Origin of the sequence: Spirosoma agri, from assembly GCF_010747415.1 — a bacterium.
GTDB classification, from domain to species: domain Bacteria; phylum Bacteroidota; class Bacteroidia; order Cytophagales; family Spirosomataceae; genus Spirosoma; species Spirosoma agri.
This window is the reverse complement of the sequence record NZ_JAAGNZ010000004.1, coordinates 115207-138853: the sequence shown is the minus strand read 5'-3', so window position 1 is coordinate 138853 and position 23647 is coordinate 115207. Positions and strand designations below refer to the sequence as shown.

19 protein-coding genes and 1 pseudogene are annotated in these 23647 nt (G+C 51.2%); 15 read left to right on the top strand and 5 right to left on the bottom strand.

The features are described 5' to 3' along the window. The first annotated feature begins 141 nt into the window (after positions 1–141). On the top strand, positions 142–1083 hold the full coding sequence (locus GK091_RS26130; protein WP_164043687.1) for an NAD(P)-dependent alcohol dehydrogenase: 942 nt from the start codon (positions 142–144) through the stop codon (positions 1081–1083). 328 nt (positions 1084–1411) lie between these two features. Here GK091_RS26130 and GK091_RS26125 read toward each other — a convergent pair whose 3' ends face one another. Together GK091_RS26125 and GK091_RS26120 are read right to left on the bottom strand one after the other, a co-directional pair. Continuing rightward, the gene (locus GK091_RS26125; RefSeq protein ID WP_164043686.1) at positions 1412–2251 is read right to left on the bottom strand and encodes an alpha/beta hydrolase; all 840 of its coding nucleotides are present in this window, start codon (positions 2249–2251) and stop codon (positions 1412–1414) included. A 362-nt stretch (positions 2252–2613) separates the two neighbouring features. Then, on the bottom strand, positions 2614–3213 hold the full coding sequence (locus GK091_RS26120; RefSeq protein WP_164043685.1) for a hypothetical protein: 600 nt from the start codon (positions 3211–3213) through the stop codon (positions 2614–2616). A 1211-nt stretch (positions 3214–4424) separates the two neighbouring features. Between GK091_RS26120 and GK091_RS26115 the strand changes: the two genes are divergently transcribed. Then, on the top strand, positions 4425–5288 hold the full coding sequence (locus tag GK091_RS26115; RefSeq protein ID WP_164043684.1) for an SDR family oxidoreductase: 864 nt from the start codon (positions 4425–4427) through the stop codon (positions 5286–5288). Positions 5289–5344: 56 nt separating this feature from the next. Beyond that, the gene (locus GK091_RS26110; RefSeq protein WP_164043683.1) at positions 5345–6259 is read left to right on the top strand and encodes a helix-turn-helix domain-containing protein; all 915 of its coding nucleotides are present in this window, start codon (positions 5345–5347) and stop codon (positions 6257–6259) included. 307 nt (positions 6260–6566) lie between these two features. Here GK091_RS26110 and GK091_RS26105 read toward each other — a convergent pair whose 3' ends face one another. Continuing rightward, positions 6567–7604 (bottom strand): sodium:calcium antiporter, encoded by a 1038-nt coding sequence (locus tag GK091_RS26105; protein ID WP_164043682.1) that lies wholly within the window; start codon positions 7602–7604, stop codon positions 6567–6569. 619 nt (positions 7605–8223) lie between these two features. Here GK091_RS26105 and GK091_RS30150 point away from each other — a divergent pair. The 11 genes and pseudogenes from GK091_RS30150 (at position 8224) to GK091_RS26050 (ending at position 19693) form a co-directional block, all read left to right on the top strand. Continuing rightward, on the top strand, positions 8224–8319 hold the full coding sequence (locus tag GK091_RS30150; RefSeq protein WP_394351901.1) for a helix-turn-helix transcriptional regulator: 96 nt from the start codon (positions 8224–8226) through the stop codon (positions 8317–8319). A gap of 514 nt (positions 8320–8833) precedes the next feature. After that, a complete protein-coding gene (locus GK091_RS26095) occupies positions 8834–9220 on the top strand; it encodes a hypothetical protein (protein ID WP_164043681.1) in 387 nt (128 codons plus the stop codon). A 276-nt stretch (positions 9221–9496) separates the two neighbouring features. Further along, complete coding sequence (locus GK091_RS26090) at positions 9497–9967, top strand: hypothetical protein (RefSeq protein WP_164043680.1); 471 nt, start codon at positions 9497–9499, stop codon at positions 9965–9967. 71 nt (positions 9968–10038) lie between these two features. Then, complete coding sequence (locus GK091_RS26085) at positions 10039–10698, top strand: Dps family protein (RefSeq protein WP_164043679.1); 660 nt, start codon at positions 10039–10041, stop codon at positions 10696–10698. Positions 10699–10776: 78 nt separating this feature from the next. Beyond that, complete coding sequence (katG, locus tag GK091_RS26080) at positions 10777–13074, top strand: catalase/peroxidase HPI (protein WP_164043678.1); 2298 nt, start codon at positions 10777–10779, stop codon at positions 13072–13074. Positions 13075–13252: 178 nt separating this feature from the next. Continuing rightward, a pseudogene (locus tag GK091_RS26075) lies at positions 13253–13970 on the top strand (VIT1/CCC1 transporter family protein). Positions 13971–13982: 12 nt separating this feature from the next. Then, entirely contained in the window at positions 13983–14381 is a 399-nt protein-coding gene (locus GK091_RS26070) for a hypothetical protein (protein ID WP_164043677.1), read from the top strand. A 420-nt stretch (positions 14382–14801) separates the two neighbouring features. Then, the gene (locus tag GK091_RS26065) at positions 14802–17018 is read left to right on the top strand and encodes a bifunctional alpha,alpha-trehalose-phosphate synthase (UDP-forming)/trehalose-phosphatase (protein ID WP_164043676.1); all 2217 of its coding nucleotides are present in this window, start codon (positions 14802–14804) and stop codon (positions 17016–17018) included. A 259-nt stretch (positions 17019–17277) separates the two neighbouring features. Then, positions 17278–17955: a response regulator transcription factor gene (locus GK091_RS26060; RefSeq protein WP_164043675.1), complete on the top strand. Its 678-nt coding sequence runs from the start codon at positions 17278–17280 to the stop codon at positions 17953–17955. Positions 17956–18014: 59 nt separating this feature from the next. Beyond that, positions 18015–19379 (top strand): sensor histidine kinase, encoded by a 1365-nt coding sequence (locus tag GK091_RS26055; protein WP_164043674.1) that lies wholly within the window; start codon positions 18015–18017, stop codon positions 19377–19379. A 110-nt stretch (positions 19380–19489) separates the two neighbouring features. Then, a complete protein-coding gene (locus tag GK091_RS26050; protein WP_164043605.1) occupies positions 19490–19693 on the top strand; it encodes a hypothetical protein in 204 nt (67 codons plus the stop codon). Between the two features lie 19 nt (positions 19694–19712). On the opposite strand, the gene GK091_RS26045 is transcribed toward GK091_RS26050, so the two are convergent. Together GK091_RS26045 and GK091_RS26040 are read right to left on the bottom strand one after the other, a co-directional pair. Next, positions 19713–21107 carry a DUF389 domain-containing protein gene (locus tag GK091_RS26045; RefSeq protein WP_164043673.1) on the bottom strand — a complete coding sequence of 465 codons (1395 nt, stop codon included), beginning with the start codon at positions 21105–21107 and terminating at the stop codon, positions 19713–19715. 74 nt (positions 21108–21181) lie between these two features. Next, positions 21182–22582, bottom strand: a complete 1401-nt coding sequence (locus tag GK091_RS26040; RefSeq protein ID WP_164043672.1) for a chloride channel protein — start codon at positions 22580–22582, stop codon at positions 21182–21184. 151 nt (positions 22583–22733) lie between these two features. Here GK091_RS26040 and GK091_RS26035 point away from each other — a divergent pair, with 151 nt between their 5' ends. After that, positions 22734–23645: a hypothetical protein gene (locus GK091_RS26035; protein ID WP_164043671.1), complete on the top strand. Its 912-nt coding sequence runs from the start codon at positions 22734–22736 to the stop codon at positions 23643–23645. Positions 23646–23647: the final 2 nt, after the last annotated feature.

Genomic DNA, 23647 nt, shown 5'->3' with positions numbered 1-23647 from the left:
ACAGATACGATAGTCACCGATACCCGGAAGTTGCCGGATGATCTACCTCGTCGGATTCGACTGTTTTTCTGGCCTTTTGGGTTATTTTCAGTTCTTTACTTGGACCAACTTTGCGGTGTAGAAACTAGACATACGGCAATTATGAGAAAAGTAATGTATAACCAGTTTGGCGACGAAAGCGTGCTGGAGCTAATCGAACAAGCGGTGCCCAGCATTCAGGACGATCAACTGCTGATAAGAGTGAAGGCGGTTTCGATCAACCCGCTGGATTGGAAAATTTATGGCGGAGCGATGAAATTGATGTCGGGAACAACCTTCCCTAAATCGGTGGGTATCGATTTCTCGGGCGTTGTCGAACAAGCGGGCATCACCGTGAGTCGCTTTAAGACTGGTGACGCAATCATTGGCTTACTGGATGTGTTTAAAGGGGGAGCCCTGGCCGATTACATTGTCGTTAAGGAGACCGATATTGCCCCAAAACCGACCAACCTTTCGTTTGAGGAGGCAGCTGCTCTGCCCGTAACCGGATTGTCTGCGTTGCAGATCATTGATCAATTGGCTAAGGTCGGCGCTAACCAGGACGTATTGATCAACGGCGCTACCGGCGGGATTGGGGTATTTGCCGTTCAAATCGCCAAAAAACGGGGTGCCCGAGTGACGGCGGTTGTCAGTACGAAGGGCGTTGCCGAAGCCAAAAGATGGGGCGCTGATACCGTGATCGACTACACCAGACAAGACAGCAAACTGCTGGGTCAAACGTTCGATGCGGTTATTGACCTATCCACCAAGCTTTCTTTTACCGAGGCAAAAAACCTGATGAAGCGAAAGGCCATCTTTGTCAGCACACTTCCTTCACCGTTGACGCTCCTTCACTCATTTATTAACAATCTCTTTTCCGGGCAAAAATTGACGATTCTGATCTTAAAACCGACCGTTGACGGATTTAATACGTTAACTCATCTGGCGGAGGCTGGCCTACAGATCGTACTGGACAAGACGTATTCGTTTACCAACGTTAGAGAAGCCTATCGGGAAGCCCGTCAGGGTAAGCTAATTGGAAAGTCGGTGATTGTTCTTGATTGACGTTAGCCTTCGTGACCAAAAACTTGTTGAAATCAAATGGCTGAAAACGGCTAATGGATAAATACCTCCTTCCAGTATGGTTCTTCACACAATACTCAAGGCTGTCTTGGTTAATCCAGCTACGGATTTAGGCAGTGAATAAACAATAGTATAATGCTAAAGAAGAAAGCACAGTCACCTGGTGGTACTTTTATACGTTCATGTAGATTTGATTTAGCAACCACTGGCTACTGGGTTTATTCTCACAAGTATCTCTTTTCTGAGACGAAAGAACCTTAACGTAGCTATCCCCTAATTGGGAGACTGACAAAGAGGTATCGTTTATGTGTCAGCGAGATTGATAAAAATACTGTAAGCCTTTCAGAAAGCTCAGCTGGCCCGTATCCATGTGCCCTAGCTGATCGTAAACTCCGCCCTGAAGGCTAACCTTGTGTGATTGCCTAATGGATGTCGTTAAACCCGAAACAGGCTTAATATCCCATTGTGGGTTTTCTTGGCCACCAACGGACAAAAACAACCGGATCGAATCGGCCTTATTTAACTGGCTCAATTGGGCAGGCAACTGGTTCAGATAGAAGTTGTGATACCAGACGGAAGGACTGGCAGCCACGAAGTTTTGAAAGTCATGGGTCTTCGTTTTAGCCTGGCTTAATAACGTATACAAGGCAAAGTAGCCCCCGAACGAATGGCCAAGTAGCGTTCTATTTTGGGAGGTAGTTCGATAGGTTGAGTCAATCGAAGGGACTAGTTCTCGGCTCAGGAACTGTCTAAACCGCTCCCCGCCACCGGGGGCCTTTAATTCGTCGGAAGCTAATGCCGCCGGATACAAATAGTCCCGTACGCGCAGGGAGTCCATTGCGTTGAACGATCGGTAGCCAACCCCCACCAAGATAAGGGGTGGTAACAGACCAGCTTTTTCGTATTGGTGTACACTGGCGGCCAGCATGGGAAAATGAAAGTTACCGTCTAGGATAACCACCACCGGATAGTGCTTGGTTGTGCTATCGTCATACTCCAAGGGAAGTTGGGTCTGCACGTAGAGCGAATCGTTTACGGCTCTTGAATAGATGGCCCGTAAGGGTGTGTCGGATGATGGCTTATCAGGGCCACTGCTTTTAGGCTGACAGCCGACTAAAACCAGACAGAGGAGGTACAGGATTGTTTTCAACGGCTAACGGCTGATCGATAACTGAATACTTTACTGATCATCAAAGGAATAACCAACCGCTGAATAAGCCTACCTGTGTTGAGTCAGTTTAAGTTATTTTAACGAATATTCAGCCTCATGACATAAGCTACGGGTCAAGCTGAACTGGTGGGCCAGTGGATAGTTCTTTACGTCCAGGAGCTATTCTGAATAGGGATATTTTCGGGAAACGCTCCTAGCCTGATACGCCGGAATTACGTAAATAGTTGCGCATCAAAAGGCCGGGCTGCCATAGCGGGCGTTTGATGCACTCAATGACTCCTTAAGTAAGCTTTGTAAATGAAAACTCAGGGATCGCCTGGTATCAAGAAAATCGACTTTGATCAGGGCTGCCTGACGAAGTCGATTCGCTGAATACCTCGATTCAAGCCCACCCATTGCATGGTTGGTTGGCCGGCCGTGGTTTCCAGCGAAAACGTTTCGTTTATGAGCCCCAAATTTTCCAGAAACGTTTCTTCAGCCTCAGGAAAACGGGTTCCGTTGGGGAAGTGAAAGCTGAACAACAAGAAAGCCTGAGGGCCCTGCTGACTAGGGCTATAGACCCGAGGCCCCGGCCACGTGTTGAACTGAACGGGGTAGGTCTTGGTCTTGTACTGAAGGGTACCGTCGTAGTCGCTGTAGCGGGCATCGACCGGTGTCTGGCGCGGGCTGGCGGCTGGCACGATCGTTAGCAGAGCCACGTCCTGAAAGGTGCTGTCTTTGCTCAGATTGAGTCGATTGATGCGATTAGGTCCGTTTGGGCTGACATGTACCTGCCGAAGTTTCCATGTCCCGACAAGTTGTGGCTTGAGGTCGGTCATGAGCTGAGCCGCTCGCTGATCGTAATCAATTTGGGGTAGTGCATCGGGCGCGCATTGCCAACAAGCGAGGCTCAGCAAGCTGTATGCCCAGCAGGTTAGTTTTTTCTTCGGTCGATACGTCATGTTTTCACAACCAGATTGTGTGGTAAAGCTAATCGTAATTTCAGTTGCACTAATCTGTTTTGAGTCAAGTTTTTCTTCACTTTCACCCCGCATATCACTGATTGAGCCTTGAAGCCGCTACCGCTCCGGCGGTGGTGCGGGTATACCAACCGTGCCGAAGCGGGACTCTGAACAGATAGCATGACAGTTGACTACAATCCTGCGAATAGACGGTCGCTAAAAACGTTCCCGCCTGACTGTATGCTTCGTATTTAAAGCGATCAATACGATACAGCATCCCCCCGCATCAGTCGAGGAAATACGAAAATAAATCTGTTACAAAACGTCCGAATTGTAAGGTATAGGAAGCTTGGGTGGCTAAAGGCGTACCTAGTTTCGTACTTGAGAAGCAAAAGTGCGAAACAGGAAAATGCGCCTGATAGAGTCACTATCAGTTTAGTGCAGTAATTTAGCTACAACCAGGATAACTAGCGCAAGGGCCAGAAAGATGGCTCGCCATTGATTGTAAAATACCGTAGTCGGAGCGCGCAACTGAGGAAATTTAATTCTCATTGTAGTAGAACTTAGCTAACCGTTAAACGCATAATCACCCTCTTCACTAAACACAATAGCACTGCGTTACACTGTGCTTACGCAATTAATGAGGGGATAGAGATAGATTAATTTAAATGGATTGCGAGTGTCTGACACTTGCTTCAACCTATAAATTAGATCTGCGGTAGTTTTGAACTGATTAACGAATTGCTCGTTGAATCTGGTCTGTCTTCGTTCTTTTTGTCAAACGCTTTGGCGATCTTTTTAAGAATGAGGTTGACGCCGATTCCATCAAAGAGCCAAAAAAGCCATTTAGCGAGTACTTCAAATAGGTCCATAGCTAGCAGAGTAGTAAATTAGAAAAACAGCAAACCCTTTGCTGAACGTAAGCAATAACAGCCGTTCTTCTACTCTACCCTTAGAAAGTAACGGAAGCCACTATCACCTGTACGAAAGTGTATAGTTTGTGAACAAACGGTTAGTTACTTGTCTCACCAAACGCTCGGAGTCGATACGAAGAAACCTGCCTATACCTTTTTAGGTGGAAAACTTTACGGAACGAATGACCCACCGCACACCAGTGCTAATTAGTTAATTTGGCTACGATAACCCATAATCTGGATACGTCCGGATGTTGCTCAACGCGGACCTTTGTGGTAACCAAACCACCTAATACTATGATTTTAGTAACCGGAGCCACTGGCCAGCTTGGTACCGCAGTTATCCGTCAGTTATTGCAAAAAGTATCACCTACCCAGATTGCTGCCTTTGTGCGGGATCAAACTAAGGCCGATCATTTAGTTGACCAGGGCGTAATTGTACACGTAGGTTACTATGACGATAAAATATCCCTTGATCGGGCCATGCAGGGTATTGAAACGGTCCTGTTGATTGCCGGTACGGATGAGCAAAACCGGGTAAGTCAACACCAGCATGTCGTCGATGCAGCCCGGAAAGCGGGGGTCCAACGAATTGCCTACACAAGCCGGGCGCTGAAAGACCCCGCGACGCTGGTCAATCAGCTGATGCAAGGGCATTTTCAGACCGAGGACTACATTAAAGCGAGTGGGCTGGCTTATACGCTATTCCAGAACATCCTCTATATGGATGCTATCCCCCAGTTTGTGGGCGGTGAGGCTGTTTTTGAGCGGGGTATTAACCTGCCGGCTGGGCAGGGTAGAGTTGCTCTGGCGTTACGAAGCGAGATGGGTGAAGCGATAGCGAATGCTTTGGTCAAGAACGATCAGGGCAGCACAACGTATCGCTTGACAGGCAGTGAGTCTTACTCGTTTTATGATATAGCCGATGCCCTGACCAAGCTATCCGGCCAGTCTGTTGTTTACTCCCCCGCCGAACCCGCTACGTTTGAAGCCGGACTAATCCAACGCGGTCTGCCGGAGGTGATGGCTCGGCGGATTACCGGGTTTATCATGGACATTGCCAATGGGCAGGAAGACCTTGTCAGCCCTGATCTGGAAAGGCTGTTGGGCCGAAAGCCGACGCCACTTTATGAAGGGTTACGATTGCTGTATACTCGCTAACCAAAACGTTTTAGCTTTACACGAAAGCAAGTTAGGGGCCGTAAACCCGTCGAATCATGTCCACCCAGCCGCCTTACCGGATCGATACCATATCTGCCTATCATCAACTGGCCAATATTCCCAAACCAAGTCATCCACTGATTAGCGTGGTCCGGTTCGAAGATATAAAACCAGGGCGAACGGAAAAGCCCCGAAGCCTAGTCAATAACTTCTACTGCATTGCGCTGAAACGAAACGTCAACGGGCCGATAAAGTATGGCCAACAGCCGATCGACTTTGCGGAAGGGGTGATGGTCTTTCTGGCGCCGGGCCAAGTGCTTACGATTACAGATGAGGAAGTCCATGAGCATACCGGTTGGCTATTAATGATTCACCCCGATTTTCTATGGGGTACTTCCCTGGCCAAAGGGATTCGAACCTACGAGTATTTTGATTATTCCATTCGGGAAGCGCTGTTTTTATCGGACACGGAAGAATCCATGGTCGTTGCCCTCCTCCAGCAGATTCAGCGGGATTATCAAACGCCCATCGACAAGTTCAGTCAGGCCATCCTCGTTGCCCAACTCGAGGTATTACTTAACTATTCGAACCGGTTTTACCAACGGCAATTTATCACCCGCCGAACGATCAACCACGCGTTACTGGACCGATTCGAGGCCCTGCTGGAGGCCTATTTTGCGGGTGATGAACTGATCAAATCGGGCTTGCCAACGGTGGGCTATCTGGCCCAGGAACTCCATTTGTCGCCTACCTACCTGAGTAGTCTGCTCAAAACGCTGACGGGGCAAAACGCGCAACAACATATCCATGAGAAGCTCATTGGTAAGGCCAAAGAACTGCTATCAACAACAAGGTTGTCGATTAGTGAAATTGCGTACAAACTAGGTTTTGAGCACCCCCAATCGTTCAGCAAGTTGTTTAAAACGAAGACGGACTCCTCTCCGGTCGCCTTTCGTGATTCCTTCAATTAGTTAGTTGTGAAGTTGTTACATAACCGGATCGCCCAGTCCCCACCAGATTAATCTTGTGTAGATCCGTCTAGTATTCAGGCTCTCGTAAATCGCTCCTTTATGAGACGAAGGGGCATGGCTAAATACTGATCGGCAATCACCGCCCGCAGGTAATTCCAACCCAATGCGCCAGGCTAGGGTAATCATTTTATTCATGCGTTCATAGGCGGTTGGCTTACTTGGATGCGGGGCTGTTTTATTACCTTACAAGCTAATCATACTAGATATGACCGAGTCTCAAAGACCGCTTTAGCAGAGGTAGAGCGGGCTATTTACGGGCGATGACGAAAAGGCCGATTGCACCAAAAAGGTAAATAAGCAGTACAACGAATGAGTCCAGTCCCATGCGGGCTATCTGGCGTTTGGGGCGAAACAAGGCCCCAAAGATGTAGGGAATAGTAACCAGAATTCCCAGGCCAGTAAGATACATATCGCTTTTTTGAGCGGTAGGCAGTACGGGCTTCCCCGAAACAACCGTTGCCAACACCAATAAGACGGGCAGGAAGGCGTTTCCACCAAATATATCGCTGACGGCCAGCGTATAATTCTTGTTTCTGATAGAAGCCAGCCCCGTCGATACTTCGGGCAGGGAGGTGGCGGCTGCCAGTACCGTTGCCCCAAAGAGTACCCCGTCCATCCCCAGTTGTTTGGCCATCGCATCCCCACTCTCCTCCAGCATCACTCCGCCCGCCAGCGTCGCCAGTGCCGCTAGACCAAACAGCCATAGCGTTTGACCTATACTGCGCTTATTAGCCCCGGTGGGCTCTTTTTGAGCAGCCTGCACCGGCGAGTTGATTTGCCAGGGCAGGCCCTTGTGAGCTCGGCCAATAAGCCATACGCCAACTACCCAAGTGCCCACGAGCAACACACTGTCGGGCGTCAGGCGCGCGAAGACAAGGTCACCAGGCAACTGATGACCCATGACCACGAGCGTCAACATGGCAATCACCAGCGACCCTTCCAGCACTGGCGTCAATGACGACTGCTTGGCCGTCAGTGTGTCCTGCTTACCAACGCCGACTGCATCGAGGAGCACCAGTACCAGCGTTTGTAGGGCGATACCCCCCAAAATATTTCCCACCGCCAGTTCGACTTTATTACTCATGGCCGCGCTCACGGTAATGGCAATTTCGGGTAGATTGGTCACGATCGCCAACACGATGATTCCTCCCAGCGCGTCGCCCAGGCCGAAATGTTTGTCGAGCGCATCCGTGGTGTTTGACAAGGTTATACCCGCCCGCCAAACAACGACTGCCGCTGCCACGAAAATTAGGCCTAAGGCTAGGAGCGAAACGGAATCGAACATTGGGTGGCCTCGTTGTAGTTAAAAAGAAATTGGGAGCAGGGGTGTTTTTAGATAAACCACGCTTTAGTGGGCTTGTTCAGGAGCGACATTTTATTCAAAGCGACTTACCCCACACTGGCCGTCAATTGGGAAGGGTTGGCAATCGTTTTGACTTCTCCACTCGTGTCTGAGCGAGTAGGTTTGCTCTCTCACACTGGATGCGTTCTGTGGAAGAAGTGAGATAATGGTATTGCCCCGGAGAACGCGTCCAGTGAAAACGGGCAGGATTAAAGGCCCAACTCATGCGTATGTGATAATCTGTACGCTTCTATGTGAGGAATCTGGATGAGACTAGCGCTATTGCCATGAGTTATCCTCACGAACTGCAGGCAACCGTGCAGAAGAAATAGGGAGCCTCAAGCAGACCAATTTAATTTGGCAGAGAGAGGGGTAAGACGCGTGTTGCACCCTTTTATCTTTTAAAACGTATAGCTCACGAGGCCAGAAAAACGGTTTGCCATCCGTGCAGTATAGCAGCTCGCAGTATCCGCCCGTAACTAAAGCGACATGCTAGAATATTCTAGATCCGCTCACAGGGCAGACTACACATCACTATGATCGACAGGCGGTTATCGAACAGTTGAAAGATTTATTGAGCGCTACTTCACGCTTGATTGCCGAGATCGCTTACCGGCTTGGCTTTGAACATCCGCAGTCGTTCAGCAAGCTATTTTGACATGAAGACTAACCTGTCCCCGCTGGACTTCCGGCGATTGTTCAACTGGTAGACCCACTTTTCCGTGGTGACTTGGTTGATCTATGAATCAGGATAACCCCGCTTCGTAGGGCTTGCTTCCGGGCCGCTTCAGCGTAAAGGCAGTGAAGGGGCTCTGGAACCGTTTGCCCGTGTATTGCGCTGCGGTGGCGTGCTGACTGGATAGCTATTAACTTATCCGCGTGGTATTCTGAAGGGCCCATACTCCGCAAACACGCTAAACCCGAAACGATGTATTTTTAAACAAACGGTGGTTTGCTTTGGAACAATGGGGTAATTTTTGACATAACCTTTGTAGACAATCTGGCAAACTGATCGGAGGTCAAGGTGGTATACCTGGCGACTAGTTAACCATAAAGCCATGTAGTCGATAAATAGCTAACAGATATTACTAGCATGAGTAACCCAATCATTTTAGTCTATTTCCAAATTAACAAATGTTGAAACTTTCACCTAACAGTAATGTTGAGTCAGTATGAGATCGTTTATTGCTATTGTGTTAGCGTGCTGGATGCTGGGTGGGAGTTTGCTCCCCGGCTTTGGCATTGATCAGTCGGCCCACTGGGGCGATCTGATGCTGCACTTTCAGCAACACCGACAGGCCGATCCAAGCCTGAGCTTTACGGAGTTCCTTAAGATGCATTACGGGGCTAATTCTGAGCACCAGAAGCATCCAAACCATTCACACCAGAATCTTCCTTCCAGCAGTCATTCCGTATCGGTTTACACTCCGAACGCGGTTCAGTTGGTGGCTATTTCGCCCGTACACTGGCTGATTTTGGCCAGAGCTGGTTTCTTCCGTAAGGCGGACCTATATGCCTTTCTGGCGGTTTTCGCCCTGATCAATCCCCCCCGAGCGTAGTTTGTAGTATGCCCCTGGCCGAAGTGTGCCCATACAAAACGTGTGGTATGGTTGCTCGCCTGACCCAATCGCTGTCTTTTTACGGATTATTTACTGTTTAGTAGCCTTCGAGACCGGATTTACCGCGCTCTGGGTAGTAGTTATCCTGTTCGCTTAGGCGTACTGGACACCGCTGACTAGTCTGTCTCGTTGATGCCAACCGCACCAATGAGTTCTGCACCCGGCTGACCATCTTCAGCTTATTGTATACCCATTTACCCTAAAAATTCATTTCGTATGCATCTCAATGGAGCACACTGGCACCTGCTGGTGAATCACTTCCCAATTGTTGGTAGCCTACTGGCGACCATCGTGCTGGGCTATGGCCTTATCCGTCGCCAGGCGTCTGTCATTCAGCTTAGTTTTGGTCTGTTTGTTCTGATGGGTATCACTACGGTAGTCACAAACCAGACGGGTGAGAGCGCGGAACACTACCTGAAGTCGATTCATGCACTCGACCGACCACGACTACACGTACACGAAGAAGCCGCCGACATAGCCAACATCGGTATGTACCTGACGGCACTCCTGTCGCTACTAACCCTGAGTTGGCAACGGGCAAAACAGCTGCGGTTTTTACCTGTGCTGATCTTCATTCTGTCGATCATCACCTTTGGCCTGATGGCCAATGTAGGCCGTTTGGGTGGCCTCATCAGGCACACTGAGTTGCGCGCCGAATCAGTCCCCAATCCCCCGGCGACCAACTAACTCTTCCAACATGAATACCAAGTTCCTATTCTATAAACAATTCATTTTTAAACTCAGTTTTTTCAATTGTTATGAAATTTCAGATTAGTAAACTGAAAATGTGTGTTGCCAGTGGTGTATTTGTCCTGGTATTAGTCGCTCAACCTGTTCTGGCGCAAACCCGGCGTAACGCCGAAACAACCCCGCCTAACCCTACCGGGGTAGCCCCTGCACCGGGTGGTTCATCCGGATCGGACTTAGGTAATTATCGAAATGAAAAGGCGGATCAGTGGATTCCCCTGGAAGCCGAAAAGCGGGCCGCCATCAACACTGATCTACAGGCCACCGTAGTTGAGCTGCTGGAGCTTTTCCACGACGCTAAACAGTCACACTGGAACCTGCGCGGACCACTTTATTTACCGTTGCATGAACAATTGCAGGAGTACGCTGATACGTACCGCCAACAGGCTGATTTGCTGGCCGAGCGGCAGCTTCAGATCGGTATTCCGACCGATGGACGCACTGAGACCATTGTGCAGACCGCCAGCCTGCCCAAGTTTCCGGCTGGCTTCCTGTCAGATCGGCAGGTATTGGCCATTATGACCGAGCGCATTTTTACTATCGCTAAACGCGTCCGTCAACGGGTAGAAAGCACGGCCAAAAATGGCGACGAGGTTACATCCAATAAATTTCAGGACCTAAGTTATATGCTGGACAAGCAGGTTTGGCAGTTCCGCGTACACATGCAGTAAAGCGTCGGCTATCCGATCCCATCACTACACTACCTTTTTTTAATTAGTACACCGGTTTATTCATTACAAAAATTCACGATGAACTTCATTGATAATCCCGAAGGACTTGAGCAATGCCCATTCAGAGGTACCCGCGTAGGCGGTGCCCTGGGAACCGCCCCCCAGATTGACGACTGGTGGCCCAACCGCCTGCCGGTTGAATTGCTTCACCAGGATCAGCCAGCGGCCAATCCCCTGAGCGACGAGAGTTACAAAGAACTGTTCAACAAGATTGACTTTCCGCAATTGAAGCAGGATATCAAAGCGCTGCTCGTCGATTCGCAGGATTGGTGGCCCGCCGACTACGCCAACTATGGGCCGCAAATGATTCGCATGGCCTGGCACTCGGCGGGTACCTACCGCATTGCCGACGGACGAGGGGGCGCGGGACAAGCCATGCAGCGGTTTGCACCCATCAACTCCTGGTGGGATAACGGCAATACCGACAAGTCACGCCGGTTGCTGTGGCCCATCAAGAAAAAATACGGGGCGTCGTTGTCCTGGGCCGATCTGATTGTATTGACCGGCAACTGCGCGCTCGAAATTATGAATTTCCCTACGTTTGGCTTCGGGGGCGGACGCCGGGATGCCTGGGAGCCCGACCGCAGTACGTACTGGGGGCCTGAGTTCTGGGGCGGCAAACCCGTCGATCAGGTGCCGGCATCGGCCAACCACAAAGGCCACCCCGACGAGATGGTAAACAACAACTTGCGCTGGGTGGGTCAACCCAAAGATGCCCACTACGATCTGGAAAACCCGCTGGCCGCTACTCACCAGGCGCTGATTTACGTGAACCCGGAAGGACCGGCCAACAACGGTGATCCGCAGGATTCAGCCCGCGAAATTCGCGAATCGTTTGCCCGGATGGCCATGGGCGATGAAGAAACGGTAGCCCTGATTGCCGGTGGACACGCCTTCGGTAAGAGTCACGGCATGGTGGCCCCGGAAAAGATCGGCGCAGCTCCCGAAGCTGCCCCCATTCACGCACAGGGCTTTGGCTGGCACAATCCGGTTGGTTCGGGCAACGGCGTGAACACCATGACGAATGGGATCGAGGGTTCCTGGACCCAGCATCCTACCCAGTGGGACAACTCGTACCTGGAGAACCTGCTCACGTTCGACTGGAAGAAGGTGGAAAGTCCGGCTGGTTCGACCCAATGGACGCCAATTGATCCAACCGCGCCTAAAACGCCGGATGCTCACGTCGCTGGTCAGCTGAATAATCTGATGATGATGACCTCCGACATCGCGCTCAAGGTAGACCCGGAATACCGCAAAATATGCGAGAAGTTCCTATCTGATTTCGATTACTTCACGGACGCGTTTTCAAGAGCCTGGTACAAGCTGACGCACCGGGATATGGGCCCAAAAGAACGCTACCTGGGTCCCGAAGTACCCGCCGATGACATGATCTGGCAGGACCCCCGACCCGACCGGGATTACGAGCTGATCGACGAGGCTGATATCGCTACCCTGAAGCAGCACATCCTGAACAGTGGTCTCACCGTGTCGGCGCTGGTATCGGCGGCCTGGTCGGCGGCCTCGGTGTATCGCCACTCGGACAAGCGGGGTGGTGCCAACGGGGCCCGCATCAGTCTGGAACCCCAGAACAGCTGGGAACTCAACCGACCCGACGAACTGAACCGGGTGTTGCAGACATTGCGCGGTATTCAGAGCGACTTTGTCAGCAGCCAGTCGGGCAACAAACGCGTTTCACTGGCTGATCTGATCGTACTGGGTGGCTGCGTGGCCGTTGAAAAAGCGGCTCATGATGCGGGTGTTGCGGTGAGCGTTCCGTTTACGCCGGGCCGCGTCGATACGACTCTGGAACTGACCGATGTGGAAAGCTTCAACTGGCTCAAGCCGGTGTCGGACGGTTTCAAGAATTACCATAATGACAACGTAGGCTACCGGGTGCCTCCCGAGCGGATCTTCCTGGACCGGGCTCAGTTGCTGACGCTAACCGCGCCGGAGTGGACGGTACTAGTGGGTGGCCTGCGGGTGCTGGACCAGAATTACGATTACTCGAAGCACGGGGTGTTTACGGACCGTCCGGGGCAGCTGACCAACGACTTTTTTCAGGTGTTGACCAGCATGGATTATGTGTGGTTTCCTCAGGATCCGCAGGAGATGTTCTTCAACATCCGGGATCGGAAGAGTGGCGATGTCAAGTACACGGCCACCCGGTGCGATCTGATTTTTGGGTCCAATGCGCAGCTGCGTAACATCGCCGAAGTGTACGGGGCGGATGATGCACAAGAACGTTTTGTACATGATTTCGTGGCGGCCTGGAACAAGGTGATGATGCTAGACCGGTACGATGTTAAAGACGAATAGCGTCTTGATGCATAGAAACTAATGAATCAATGCCCGTTACCGCCCTGGAGTGGTATCGGGCGTTGGTTTGCGAACCTACGAAGCCGCCATTTCTTCATCAGTAACCAATTGGTCTCTGACTGGCTGGTTTACCGTACCCATCGCAGGCGAACGCAACACGTAATTCATTCCTAACTAGATGGCAGATACGGGTTATATCCACCATGAACAGCATCTCCGCAGTTCAGCCATGATTTCCGACATCGTTATTGGTATGTCGGACGGCTTGACGGTTCCCTTTGCGCTGGCCGCAGGTCTGAGCGGTGCCGTGGCCGATTCATCCCTGGTCGTTACGGCAGGTATTGCCGAAATCGTAGCCGGATCGATTGCCATGGGCTTGGGTGGCTACCTGGCGGGACGTACCGAAGCCGACCATTATGAGTCGGAACGTCGGCGGGAGATGATGGAAGTGGAAACCGTTCCCGAGCGAGAAAAAGAAGAAGTTCGGAAAGTCTTTGCCGAGATGGGCTTGAGTCCGGCCTTGTAAACGACTATCGCCGATGAACTGGCGAAGGATAAAACCAAGTGGCCGGGCCGCCGGTGCGGTGGACTTCATGATGCAGTATGAACTGGGGCTTGACGAGCCGGACCCCAACCGGGCCACGAAAAGTGCGCTAACCATCGGGCTTTCCTACGTAGCTGGGGGACTGGTGCCGCTATCCCCTTATTTCCTGCTTGCCAGCCCGCATGAGGCCCTGCTGTATTCGTGCGGACTGACCCTGATCTGTTTGTTTGTCTTCGGCTATTTCAAGAGCAAAGTCACTGGACAGCCACCTGTTAGCGGGGCGTTTAAGGTGATGCTGATTGGTGCGTTGGCGGCTGCGGCTGCCTTTGGCGTTGCCCGTTTAATTCAATAAAGCACCAGTCACATGCAGCCCATTCGCTACGTTATCCATCAACATACAATCTGGTACAGCGTAACCGAATATGCGCGGTTATTACTGGATACACACACGATGTCGAGCGATAGGCCATCCACGATTCGTAAACGGCGTCATTCCTTAGAAACAGCTGAACCGGCCCTGTTGGCCAAACTAAATCAGTCAGGTGATGCCTATCAGATTCAAATCGATCAGAAACAGTTTGCCGACCGGGTTGTTTTCGAGCATCTCCACTGGGTACTCAAGCCCTTCCACGTCCGGCCAGCCGACTGGACAAACCCAGCTAGCTTATTTCATGAAATACAGGTGTACATCGACCGAACTAAACGGTCCATCGAGCCTGATGTTGATAGTGTTTATTGTAAAAAAATAGAGTCTAAAGGCTGACATACAGCAAGATATGCTTTATTGTTCTTATAACGTTGACTTATTTTTTAGCGACTAGTTGCTGCTTTGGCATGTATTGGCCTATACTCATTGTATGTAGATGACTAGTTGCCACGATCTGAGATTACTTAACCTAACACTGTATAATTATTCAATCGTTTGTCGCTCCCTGTACTTACGTTCAGCCTGCTGCTGATCCGATGAATAGGCTAGTAAAGTGCCTGTTGAAAGACGTACAGCGAGGGTTATCTCTACGAAGATCACATCTCGTTCCTACCACGCGGGTTCATCGGACAATCAACCGAACCCGGCAAGTCATAGGCACTTCTAAGGAATTTCTAATCGTTGCTTAAGCCCCTTCTAAGCCGTTGATACTTATCTTGCAAGAATACACTGAGCGTTCAGTAGCGCATCAACATTATGAAAACGTTTAAATCTTCGTTTAAACGATTGCTCATCGTTTCGTATCGGTTACCTTTTTCCATTCAACAAACGAATGAGGGGCCCTTACTTCAGCAGAATTCGGGTGGACTGGTTTCGGCCGTGCTGTCGATGGCGGAACAGATGGGGCAGAGTCAGGAAGGGGCAGTCACAAAAATTCACTGGGTGGGTCATGGCGATACGTCGTTGCAGCAGGTAAGCCCATCTACGCTGGAAAACGATACGTTTGTTGCGCATCCGGTTTTTATGGATGACGCGGTTCATAAGGGATTTTACGAAGGATTCAGCAACGACCTGATCTGGCCGCTGTTTCACTACTTTCCGTCCTATGCCTCGTTTAGCGAACATGATTTCGACTGCTACAAACAGGCCAATGCCTCTTTTCTGAATGAACTGACCGCTCTGATCGAGCCTGGTGATCTCGTCTGGATTCACGATTTCCAGCTGATGTTACTGCCCGATCTGCTCCGGCGTGCTATGCCGGCTATCAGCATTGGCTACTTTTTTCACATTCCTTTCCCGACCTACGAAATCATTAAACTGTTGCCCCGAACCTGGCGGCAGTCGCTCATTGAGGGTATCCTGGGGGCCAATGTCGTTGGTTTTCATACGACTGATTATGTCCAGCATTTTCTACAAAGTGTTGCGGAGGTGCTGACCCTGCCCGTTATTAATCAACGGATCGTGCTTCCCGACCGCTCCATCAGCGTCCGGGATTTTCCCATCAGTATCGACTTTAATAAATTCAACACAAGTGGACAGGAGGCCGAGGTGTTGGCGACCCAGCAACGGTACAAAAGTCTGCTCCGACACAACAAAATCATCTTTTCGGTGGATCGGCTCGATTACACCAAAGGGATCACATCCCGGTTGCTGGGTTATGAGCGTTTTCTGGTTCAGCATCCAGACTGGCACGACAACGTGACCTTTGTCATGACGATTGTGCCGTCACGCGATAAAATCGGTCATTACCAGGAGCTTAAACGGGAGATCGAAGAAACGATCGGACGTATCAACGGTTTGTTTGGCACCATCGGCTGGCGACCGATCGTATATTCGTACCGGTCGCTGTCCTTCACGGAACTGATGGCCCTGTATACGGCCTGCGATATTGCCCTGATTACCCCCGTTCGGGATGGGATGAACCTGGTCTGCAAAGAGTTCGTAGCCAGCCGCCAGGACCACAAAGGCGTATTGATCCTGAGTGAATTAGCCGGTGCCGCTCAGGAATTGAGCGATGCCCTCATCATTAATCCAACCGATACCCAGGAGGTGGCCGATGCCATCAATCAGGCACTGCTCATGCCATTGGCTGAACAGGAACGGCGATTGATCCATATGCGGAAGCACCTGCAAAACCACAACGTGTTTCGATGGAGTCACGATTTCCTTACCGCCCTCAACGATATGATCAGTAACCCGACCGACTTAGAAACCGACCTGCCCATTCTGCCATTTATCAGCACGTTCAATGACGCTCACAAGCGATTGCTGCTGGTTGATTTTGACGGAACGCTGGCACCTATTGTCAATGATCCCGCCGAAGCCCGACCTTCCGGTGATCTACAAACTATACTGGTGAACCTGGCCGAAAGCAGTGACGTGGTGGTCATCAGCGGTCGGAACAGGGCCTTCCTGGAAAAAACCTTCGCGGGCATTCCCGTTCACCTGGTGGCTGAACACGGGGCCTTTCTGAAAAAGCCCGACCAACCCTGGGAACGACTCGATCTGTCGACTGACAATTGGGTCGATCCGGTTCGATCGATCATGAATTACTTTGTCGATCGTTTTCCCGGATCGTTCATTGAACAAAAAGAAACGGCGATTGCCTGGCATTACCGGATGGTCGGGAGTGAGGATGTGGAAGGGCAGGCCATTGATCTGTCAACGCAGCTGCGTCAGGTGTCATCGTCCATTCCACTGACGGTTATTCAGGGCAACAAAGTCGTGGAAGTTAAACCCGCCCAGCACAGTAAAGGAACTGTAGCGCTCTCGCTTATGGAGCAAAAACCATACGATTTTATCGTCAGTATGGGCGACGACACAACCGATGAGGACATGTTTCGGCAGCTACCAAACTGGGCTTACACCATGAAAGTTGGGCCGGGTACCTCATTCGCGCGGTATCGTCTGGCCCGCCAGCAGGACGTAGAAACACTGTTGAGACAAATGAGCGAAGCCCTGATTGCCGTATAAACGCAAACCAGTCTTTATCTATATGTGATCGTGGTCTGTACGCAAGAAAGCCAGTCCTGAACGCCCTGAGCGACGCCCTAATTGAGTGCTCAGGGTTGGCAGGGTGAAAAGCAGTGATAGGCAGCCGTTGGGTCATAGAATTTACGGAGAACATGAGCGTCGTAAACTCGTTTACAGTAAAAAGGAGCGTACTTTCTGGTTAGGCTCTGCCGCCGGATTGCCCTTTTTTTGACAACAAACCCTTTCTCTTCAGTACGGTATGAAACTCCTGGTTGTTGAAGACGAACCCAAGACATTGCAGGCGATCCAGCAGGGATTGGAAGAGAGTCAGTTCGAGGTTGACATTGCGTACGATGGGCTTATCGCGAAACGACTGGCTCTCAAAACTAATTACGCGGCTATCATAACGGATCTGATCCTGCCGGGGCTGAATGGGTATGAACTCTGTCGGCAGCTACGGGCAGAAGGCATAACGACGCCCATTCTGATGTTGACCGCACTGGGCGAAACCGACGATAAAATTATGGGTTTCGATGCCGGGGCGGACCAGTATCTGACGAAACCCTTTCAGTTTGCCGAACTGCTGGCTCGGGTGCGGTCCCTGACCAAACGGGGTACGCAGGTGTCCATGACGGCTCAAACGTTACGGTATGGCGGTGTTGAAATGAATCTGGATGCCAAAACCGTTACCCGCGATGGGCAGTTAATTGAGCTGACCGCCCGCGAATTTGCCCTGCTTGAGTTTCTGATGCGCAATCAGGGTCGCGTACTGTCGAAGCCATCCATTGCCGAGCACGTCTGGGATCTTAACTTCGATACGGGCACCAACGTCGTGGAAGTCTATATCAACTACCTGCGTAAAAAGATCGATCGGGATTTTTCGAAAAAGTTAATCCATACCCACTTCGGTATGGGTTATATGTTCAAAGAAGAGTAACGGGCGTTGGGCAGCGGGCGATTTGTACGCACCCTGTGCCCTTACTCCTTTGTCCAGTCATGACGATTCGCAAACGGCTAACCTTACGTTTTACAAGCTTGGTGTCCAGCATCTTACTGCTGGCGTTCGTGAGTATTTATGCGTTCTGCTGGCTTTTCATTTCGTCTGACTTTTACCGGCGACTTGACCGAAAAGCCAACACAACGGGCGACATGCTTATTCGACATCGGCTGGATGCCCGACTGATTCAGCAGTTGGGCCGAATCCGGAAAGACCACCTACCGAATCAGCAAATTATAATTTTCGATAGCCGGGATTCGATCATTTTTATCGCGAATGAAACCCGGCCGATAACCCTGTCGAAAGCTATACTGGCTGATATCAGGCAACATAAAAAAAAGGATTTCCGGCAGCATGGGTTTTACCTGTCGGGTATTCGGTTCATGACGGCGTCTGGTCAATATGTGGTGGTGGCCAGCGCCGAAAACACTTATGGCGATGAGTTTCTACGACGGCTTATCTGGTCACTGACTGGCTTGTTTTGCCTGATCGTGGGCATCACGGCCTTCGCTGGCTGGTTCTTTGCGGGCGATGCTCTGCAACCCATGCAGCAGATCGACCAGACCGTCAGCGCCATCTTCCCCCGTAATCGGGATGAACGGCTGCGTATCAACAAAGAGGATGACGAGATCAGCCGGTTATCATCGACGATCAATCGACTGCTGGATCGGGTGGCCGAGTCATTTCGATTGCAGCGAATGTTCGTGGCTAACGTGTCCCATGAGTTGAAAAATCCCCTTACTCAGATTAGTTCGCAACTGGAAGTGAGCCTGCTAAACCAGCGGGAACCAGCGGCTTACCGGCAAACGATACGGTCTGTGCTGGATGATGTCGGTGATCTGGTCGCGTTGACGCACGAGTTGCTGCAACTCTCACAGGTCAACCAGGAGGATGCAACCAGCTTACTGGCAGATAGCGTGCGGATGGACGAAATCATGTGGGATATTCGCGACGAGGTTATCGCGACCCATCCTCGTTATCAGATTAACATAGAACTCGGCGCACTACCCGATGATTCTGATCGGCTCGCTGTGCAGGGTAACCGGACCCTGCTGGCTACGGCCTTAAAAAACCTGACGGAAAACGCCTGCAAATTTTCTGACAATGGGCAGGCACTGGTGCAGATGGACTTTAGCAAAGACGTCGTGAAAGTCCAGATTCAGAATACCGGTCAGGCCATTCCGACCGCCGACCTGCCCTATATTTTTGAACCCTTCTATCGCAGCCGCCAGACCGCCGATGTGCGTGGGTATGGCGTAGGATTGTCACTCGTAGAGCGTATCGTTCGACTCCATCGGGGGCAAATCAGTGTTACGTCCACGCCGGGTAAACCAACGATTTTCAGTATCGAGCTGCCCCGGTAACTATCGCTTTTCTAAGTAGATTCTAAGGAGTTTGTCAGCGAATCTTAAGCCGTAACGAGCAATTTTGGCTACCTGAGAATTCCTATTCCGATACGTAACCGACCGATACGATGCTTGTTAAAAACGTACGTCAACCCTACACACCCTACTCTCCGCCCGAATCAGCCAGCCCCCCGTCGACCCGAATCGACCCGTTGAGCCCGGATAAAGACAGACCCCGAAAACCTGATTGGCTGCTTTTACTGATCGGTGCGCTGATCCTGTTAACGTTGCTCATTGCGTGGCTAGTCGATATACCTACATTATGGCATTGAAGGCCCTGTGTCAATTCTGTTATTCAACCAGTAATTTTATTTTCTTGCTCTTCGTTCGGCTTTGCAGCCAGCGTTCGATCCGTTGTTTTTCGGCTGTCGTATGACGACGCGAAAAACGGGCATATACCAGCATGACTGTATCGGGTTTTGTACTGGTTGCGTTCATGACCAGCGATTGGGCAGCCGTGAACGTTTGCACATCGGGCATGAGTATCTTGAGTTCATTCCGCAGATCAGCTACCGGAATTCGTGATGTTTGTGACCGATCAATAGACCGGCGTAGCGAATCAATGATTTGGTCTTTGCGGGCGATGGATGTCTGGCTGTATTTAATCACCTGATCGGTTACCGTATTTTTCAGCGCATCGACATCAATTTCCGTGTCTTTAAAATTACCCTGTTTGATCGCCAGCGTCGCGTCGCCCAGCCCGTAGGCCGGCATTTTGGTTCGCAGTAGGTCGATCGAATCCTTCGGTAATGGCTCGCCGACTAATGACAGCTCCAGGGTACTCTGCCGCCGATTGAAGTGGGCTGCGAAACTAATGACCTGCCGGTACTGGAAATCACATTCGGCGGCAACGAATCGCTGGGCCGACTCTTCGAAGATGGTTTTGCGAACAATTTGATAGCCCAGGTAGCTACTGGGAATGACCACAACGAACACGGCAAACCAGATGGTGTTCCGTACCCGCCGTTCGACTTCGGGCGTAGGGTACTGTTTCTGGTGATACCCCAGGAATCGGACAATTAGGAAGGTAGCAATACTGATGCATATCGCGTTGATGAGGAACAGGTAAAAGGCCCCCGCAAAGTAGTAGAGATTACCGGTTGCCAGTCCATAACCTGCTGTACACAACGGGGGCATCAGGGCCGTTGCAATCGCCACACCCGGAATAACGTTGCTCACTTTCTCCCGCCGTGAACCGGCCACAATGCCCGCCAGACCACCCAGAAAGGCGACCAGGGCATCCCAGACCGTGGGCGAGGTACGGGCCAATAGTTCAGATTGAGCCAGGTGTAACGGGCTGACGAAAAAGTAGAGCGTGGAGGTCAATAAACTAATGAACGCTGCCAGACTTATGTTCTTCAGCGCCCGCTGGATCATGGCGAGGTCATTGATACCCACACCCATCCCGATCCCCATGATGGGCCCCATCAAAGGCGAAATCAGGAAAGCGCCGGTAATGACCGCTGGTGAGTTGATATTCAGGCCAATAGAAGCAATGAATATAGCAAAAATCAGCGTCCACAAGTTAATGCCCCGAAACTCGATTCCCCGACTAATGGCCTGTATGACATCCGCTTCGTCGTCCTTATCTTCGTCCAGGCTAAAACGCTCACGAATCAGTTGACTAAAGCGGGTAAGCAGATTAGGCCGGTTCGACCGTGGCGGTTTGGGGTCAGTAGCAGTCATTATCGAAACAGGCTAAACGAGCATTGGACTAATGCCAGACAGTTTTTGACGAGCAGGAATCTATATACGTTACTTCATTCGACGGCTGTTGGTTTAGCGGTTCGATCAGAAAGGGTGGACTGCGCCATCGTTTCGCGAATAAATCCTGCTTTCAGATGCTCATAAAATGATACGGGGTCAACCAGCGAGGCTGCTCCCTGCGCCATCAGACCGCCCAGCAATAACTGGAAAATTGCGGAGTGCCGATCCGTCATCTCAAGTACCAGAATAGCCGCCGTAAACGGGGAGCGGACGACCCCGGTCAGGAAGCTGACCATGCTCACCAGAATGACCAGATTCGTGTCGCCGGGAGCAACCTGTATCAGCCGGGAAAGTGCGTCGCCGAGAATAGCCCCGGCGCTCAGCGATGTTGCAAAAATACCACCGGCGGCTCCTCCGCTGTAGCTGAGCGCCATCCCCGCAAACCGCACCGGAAAAAGATACCAGGGCGTTGCATGGTCATTTTGAAACAACAGCCGGTTGATGATGGGTTTTCCGGTGCCGACTGCCTCCGTGCCGACCCAGAAAGCAAGTCCGGCCAGCAGGAGCCCACAAACAGCTACCCAGGCCACTTTCTGAGGCCACGTAGTAAATCGCTGCCGGTAGGCATTGACCCATAATAAGGTCTTGGCAAACAGGGCACCCGCCAAACCGCAGAGCATAGCAATCAGCACAAGAACGCCCAGAAACCAACCCGTCGAAGCCGTGACTTTAGGAAAGCCCAGATACAGGTAAGGCCCCTGAATGGCCTGCGCAGTCATACCGGCAATGATTACGGCAGTGAAAACCGCGGTTCGAAAGCGGGTAATGTGCGTCTGGGTAAGCTCTTCAACGACAAAAACAATGCCCCCCAGTGGCGTGTTGAATGCGGCTGCCAGTCCAGCCGCCCCGCCCGTGACCAGCGCAATTTGCCGGGAGAGTTGTGGCCACCCCGCCGGTTGCAACCGGTTGATCGCCCGAAAAATAGCCGCTGAAATCTGAATGGTCGGCCCCTCCCGACCAATAACCCCACCACCGATCAGCAACACAACGCTACTCAGCACTTTGACGATGGCTACCCGAAGACTCAGCAGATAGCTAGTACGGCCGTGCGTGGTCGGATTCGACAGTTCTATGCCGGCCATGACCTGTGGAATGCCACTTCCCCGAGCGGCTGGAGCTAATTTGGCAACGAGTAGCCAGGCAACCAGAAACGCGATGGGGGTGGTGATAAAGGTCAGGTACGGGTGCGCCTGAATCCATGAAAAACTAATCTGCTCCGCCCAGACAAATAATTCCTCATACCCCACGGCGATCAATCCGGTCAGTAGTGAGGCCACCCAGAAGGGTATGCTCTGAAGAATGACCCGGCGGACACGCTCGGTATAGAGTCGTTTGATGACGTGCTGATCCAGCCAGGCTAGTACCTGTGCGTATCGGGAAAATCGGTTGGCCATGCCAGGAAAGTTATTGACGTTGTAGTGGTAACGCAGCGATGGTACTTATGATTGGCGCAACAGAGAAGTCTAAGTAAATTCTAAGTAGTCTTTAATGCCTTTATAACCAGTCAGAACCACCTTTGCTTCATCCTCAATGCGCTACATGCCTATGAAAACAACGGAATATAACTCGTCAACGCTGGCCTGGGTGCTGGCTACCCTGACCGGATTGGGTGTGGCGGTCGGCCTTTACTGGATCAACGATCAACGGTTAACTACCCGGTATGATCAGGCTGAACAACGGGCCGACTCACTGTTATCCGTGAAACTCCAGCTGGAAGGCGATCTGCGCGATCTGAAGAGCCAGCTTGAGACCGCGACTGATGATACGGCTTATCTGAACAAGCGCATTGCTAACGTGCATGATCAGGTAAACCAGCGCGATCAAACTGTGGGTGAGTTGCGTCGGCAGAACGCCAGCTATAGCCAGGCCATCGGGGCTTTTACCCAACAACTGAGTCGCTTATCGGTCGTCCGCGATAGTCTGGAACACCAAATGATGGCCATGCACGATAAAATTAAGTGGCAGAATCAGGCAAATGAACAACTCAGCAAACAGCAACCGGAACGGCAACCGACCGATTCCGACGCCCAAACCCTGACCAGTGTACCCCATTCTGCCATCAACGGTGACGCCTTTCTGGTAGAAGTCAGAAAGTCGAACAAGAAAGTGACGGCTAAAGCGAAGAAGGCAACTACCCTGACTATTTCCTTCACTATACCGGCTGTGTCAACGCTGGAAGGAACGCAGGAAGTATACTTGAGCCTAACGGATGAGCAACAGCAGCCAATGATGCCCGCCCTGCATACTGCTACAGTTACACGGCCTGACCAGAATGAGGTCATTCCGGTACATGCCACCCAGATCGTGAATTTTGCCCAAAATCCCCATCGTATTTCCGTTAGTTTCAAACCGGAGAATACGATTAAACCGGGCATTTATCGGGCGTCTGTTTTTACAAAAGATGCCTACCTCGGTTCGGTTGACTTTCACCTCCGGGACAGTTTCTGGTTTTTGTAGAT

What these genes read in the sequence shown, in the direction of transcription:
- GK091_RS26130 (WP_164043687.1), top strand. Translation starts at nt 142, where the DNA reads ATGAGAAAAGTAATGTATAACCAGTTTGGCGACGAAAGCGTGCTGGAG.
- GK091_RS26120 (WP_164043685.1), bottom strand. Translation starts at nt 3,213, where the DNA reads ATGACGTATCGACCGAAGAAAAAACTAACCTGCTGGGCATACAGCTTG.
- GK091_RS26115 (WP_164043684.1), top strand. Translation starts at nt 4,425, where the DNA reads ATGATTTTAGTAACCGGAGCCACTGGCCAGCTTGGTACCGCAGTTATC.
- GK091_RS26110 (WP_164043683.1), top strand. Translation starts at nt 5,345, where the DNA reads ATGTCCACCCAGCCGCCTTACCGGATCGATACCATATCTGCCTATCAT.
- GK091_RS26105 (WP_164043682.1), bottom strand. Translation starts at nt 7,604, where the DNA reads ATGTTCGATTCCGTTTCGCTCCTAGCCTTAGGCCTAATTTTCGTGGCA.
- GK091_RS26095 (WP_164043681.1), top strand. Translation starts at nt 8,834, where the DNA reads ATGAGATCGTTTATTGCTATTGTGTTAGCGTGCTGGATGCTGGGTGGG.
- GK091_RS26090 (WP_164043680.1), top strand. Translation starts at nt 9,497, where the DNA reads ATGCATCTCAATGGAGCACACTGGCACCTGCTGGTGAATCACTTCCCA.
- GK091_RS26085 (WP_164043679.1), top strand. Translation starts at nt 10,039, where the DNA reads ATGAAATTTCAGATTAGTAAACTGAAAATGTGTGTTGCCAGTGGTGTA.
- katG (WP_164043678.1), top strand. Translation starts at nt 10,777, where the DNA reads ATGAACTTCATTGATAATCCCGAAGGACTTGAGCAATGCCCATTCAGA.
- GK091_RS26070 (WP_164043677.1), top strand. Translation starts at nt 13,983, where the DNA reads ATGCAGCCCATTCGCTACGTTATCCATCAACATACAATCTGGTACAGC.
- GK091_RS26065 (WP_164043676.1), top strand. Translation starts at nt 14,802, where the DNA reads ATGAAAACGTTTAAATCTTCGTTTAAACGATTGCTCATCGTTTCGTAT.
- GK091_RS26060 (WP_164043675.1), top strand. Translation starts at nt 17,278, where the DNA reads ATGAAACTCCTGGTTGTTGAAGACGAACCCAAGACATTGCAGGCGATC.
- GK091_RS26055 (WP_164043674.1), top strand. Translation starts at nt 18,015, where the DNA reads ATGACGATTCGCAAACGGCTAACCTTACGTTTTACAAGCTTGGTGTCC.
- GK091_RS26050 (WP_164043605.1), top strand. Translation starts at nt 19,490, where the DNA reads ATGCTTGTTAAAAACGTACGTCAACCCTACACACCCTACTCTCCGCCC.
- GK091_RS26045 (WP_164043673.1), bottom strand. Translation starts at nt 21,107, where the DNA reads ATGACTGCTACTGACCCCAAACCGCCACGGTCGAACCGGCCTAATCTG.
- GK091_RS26040 (WP_164043672.1), bottom strand. Translation starts at nt 22,582, where the DNA reads ATGGCCAACCGATTTTCCCGATACGCACAGGTACTAGCCTGGCTGGAT.
- GK091_RS26035 (WP_164043671.1), top strand. Translation starts at nt 22,734, where the DNA reads ATGAAAACAACGGAATATAACTCGTCAACGCTGGCCTGGGTGCTGGCT.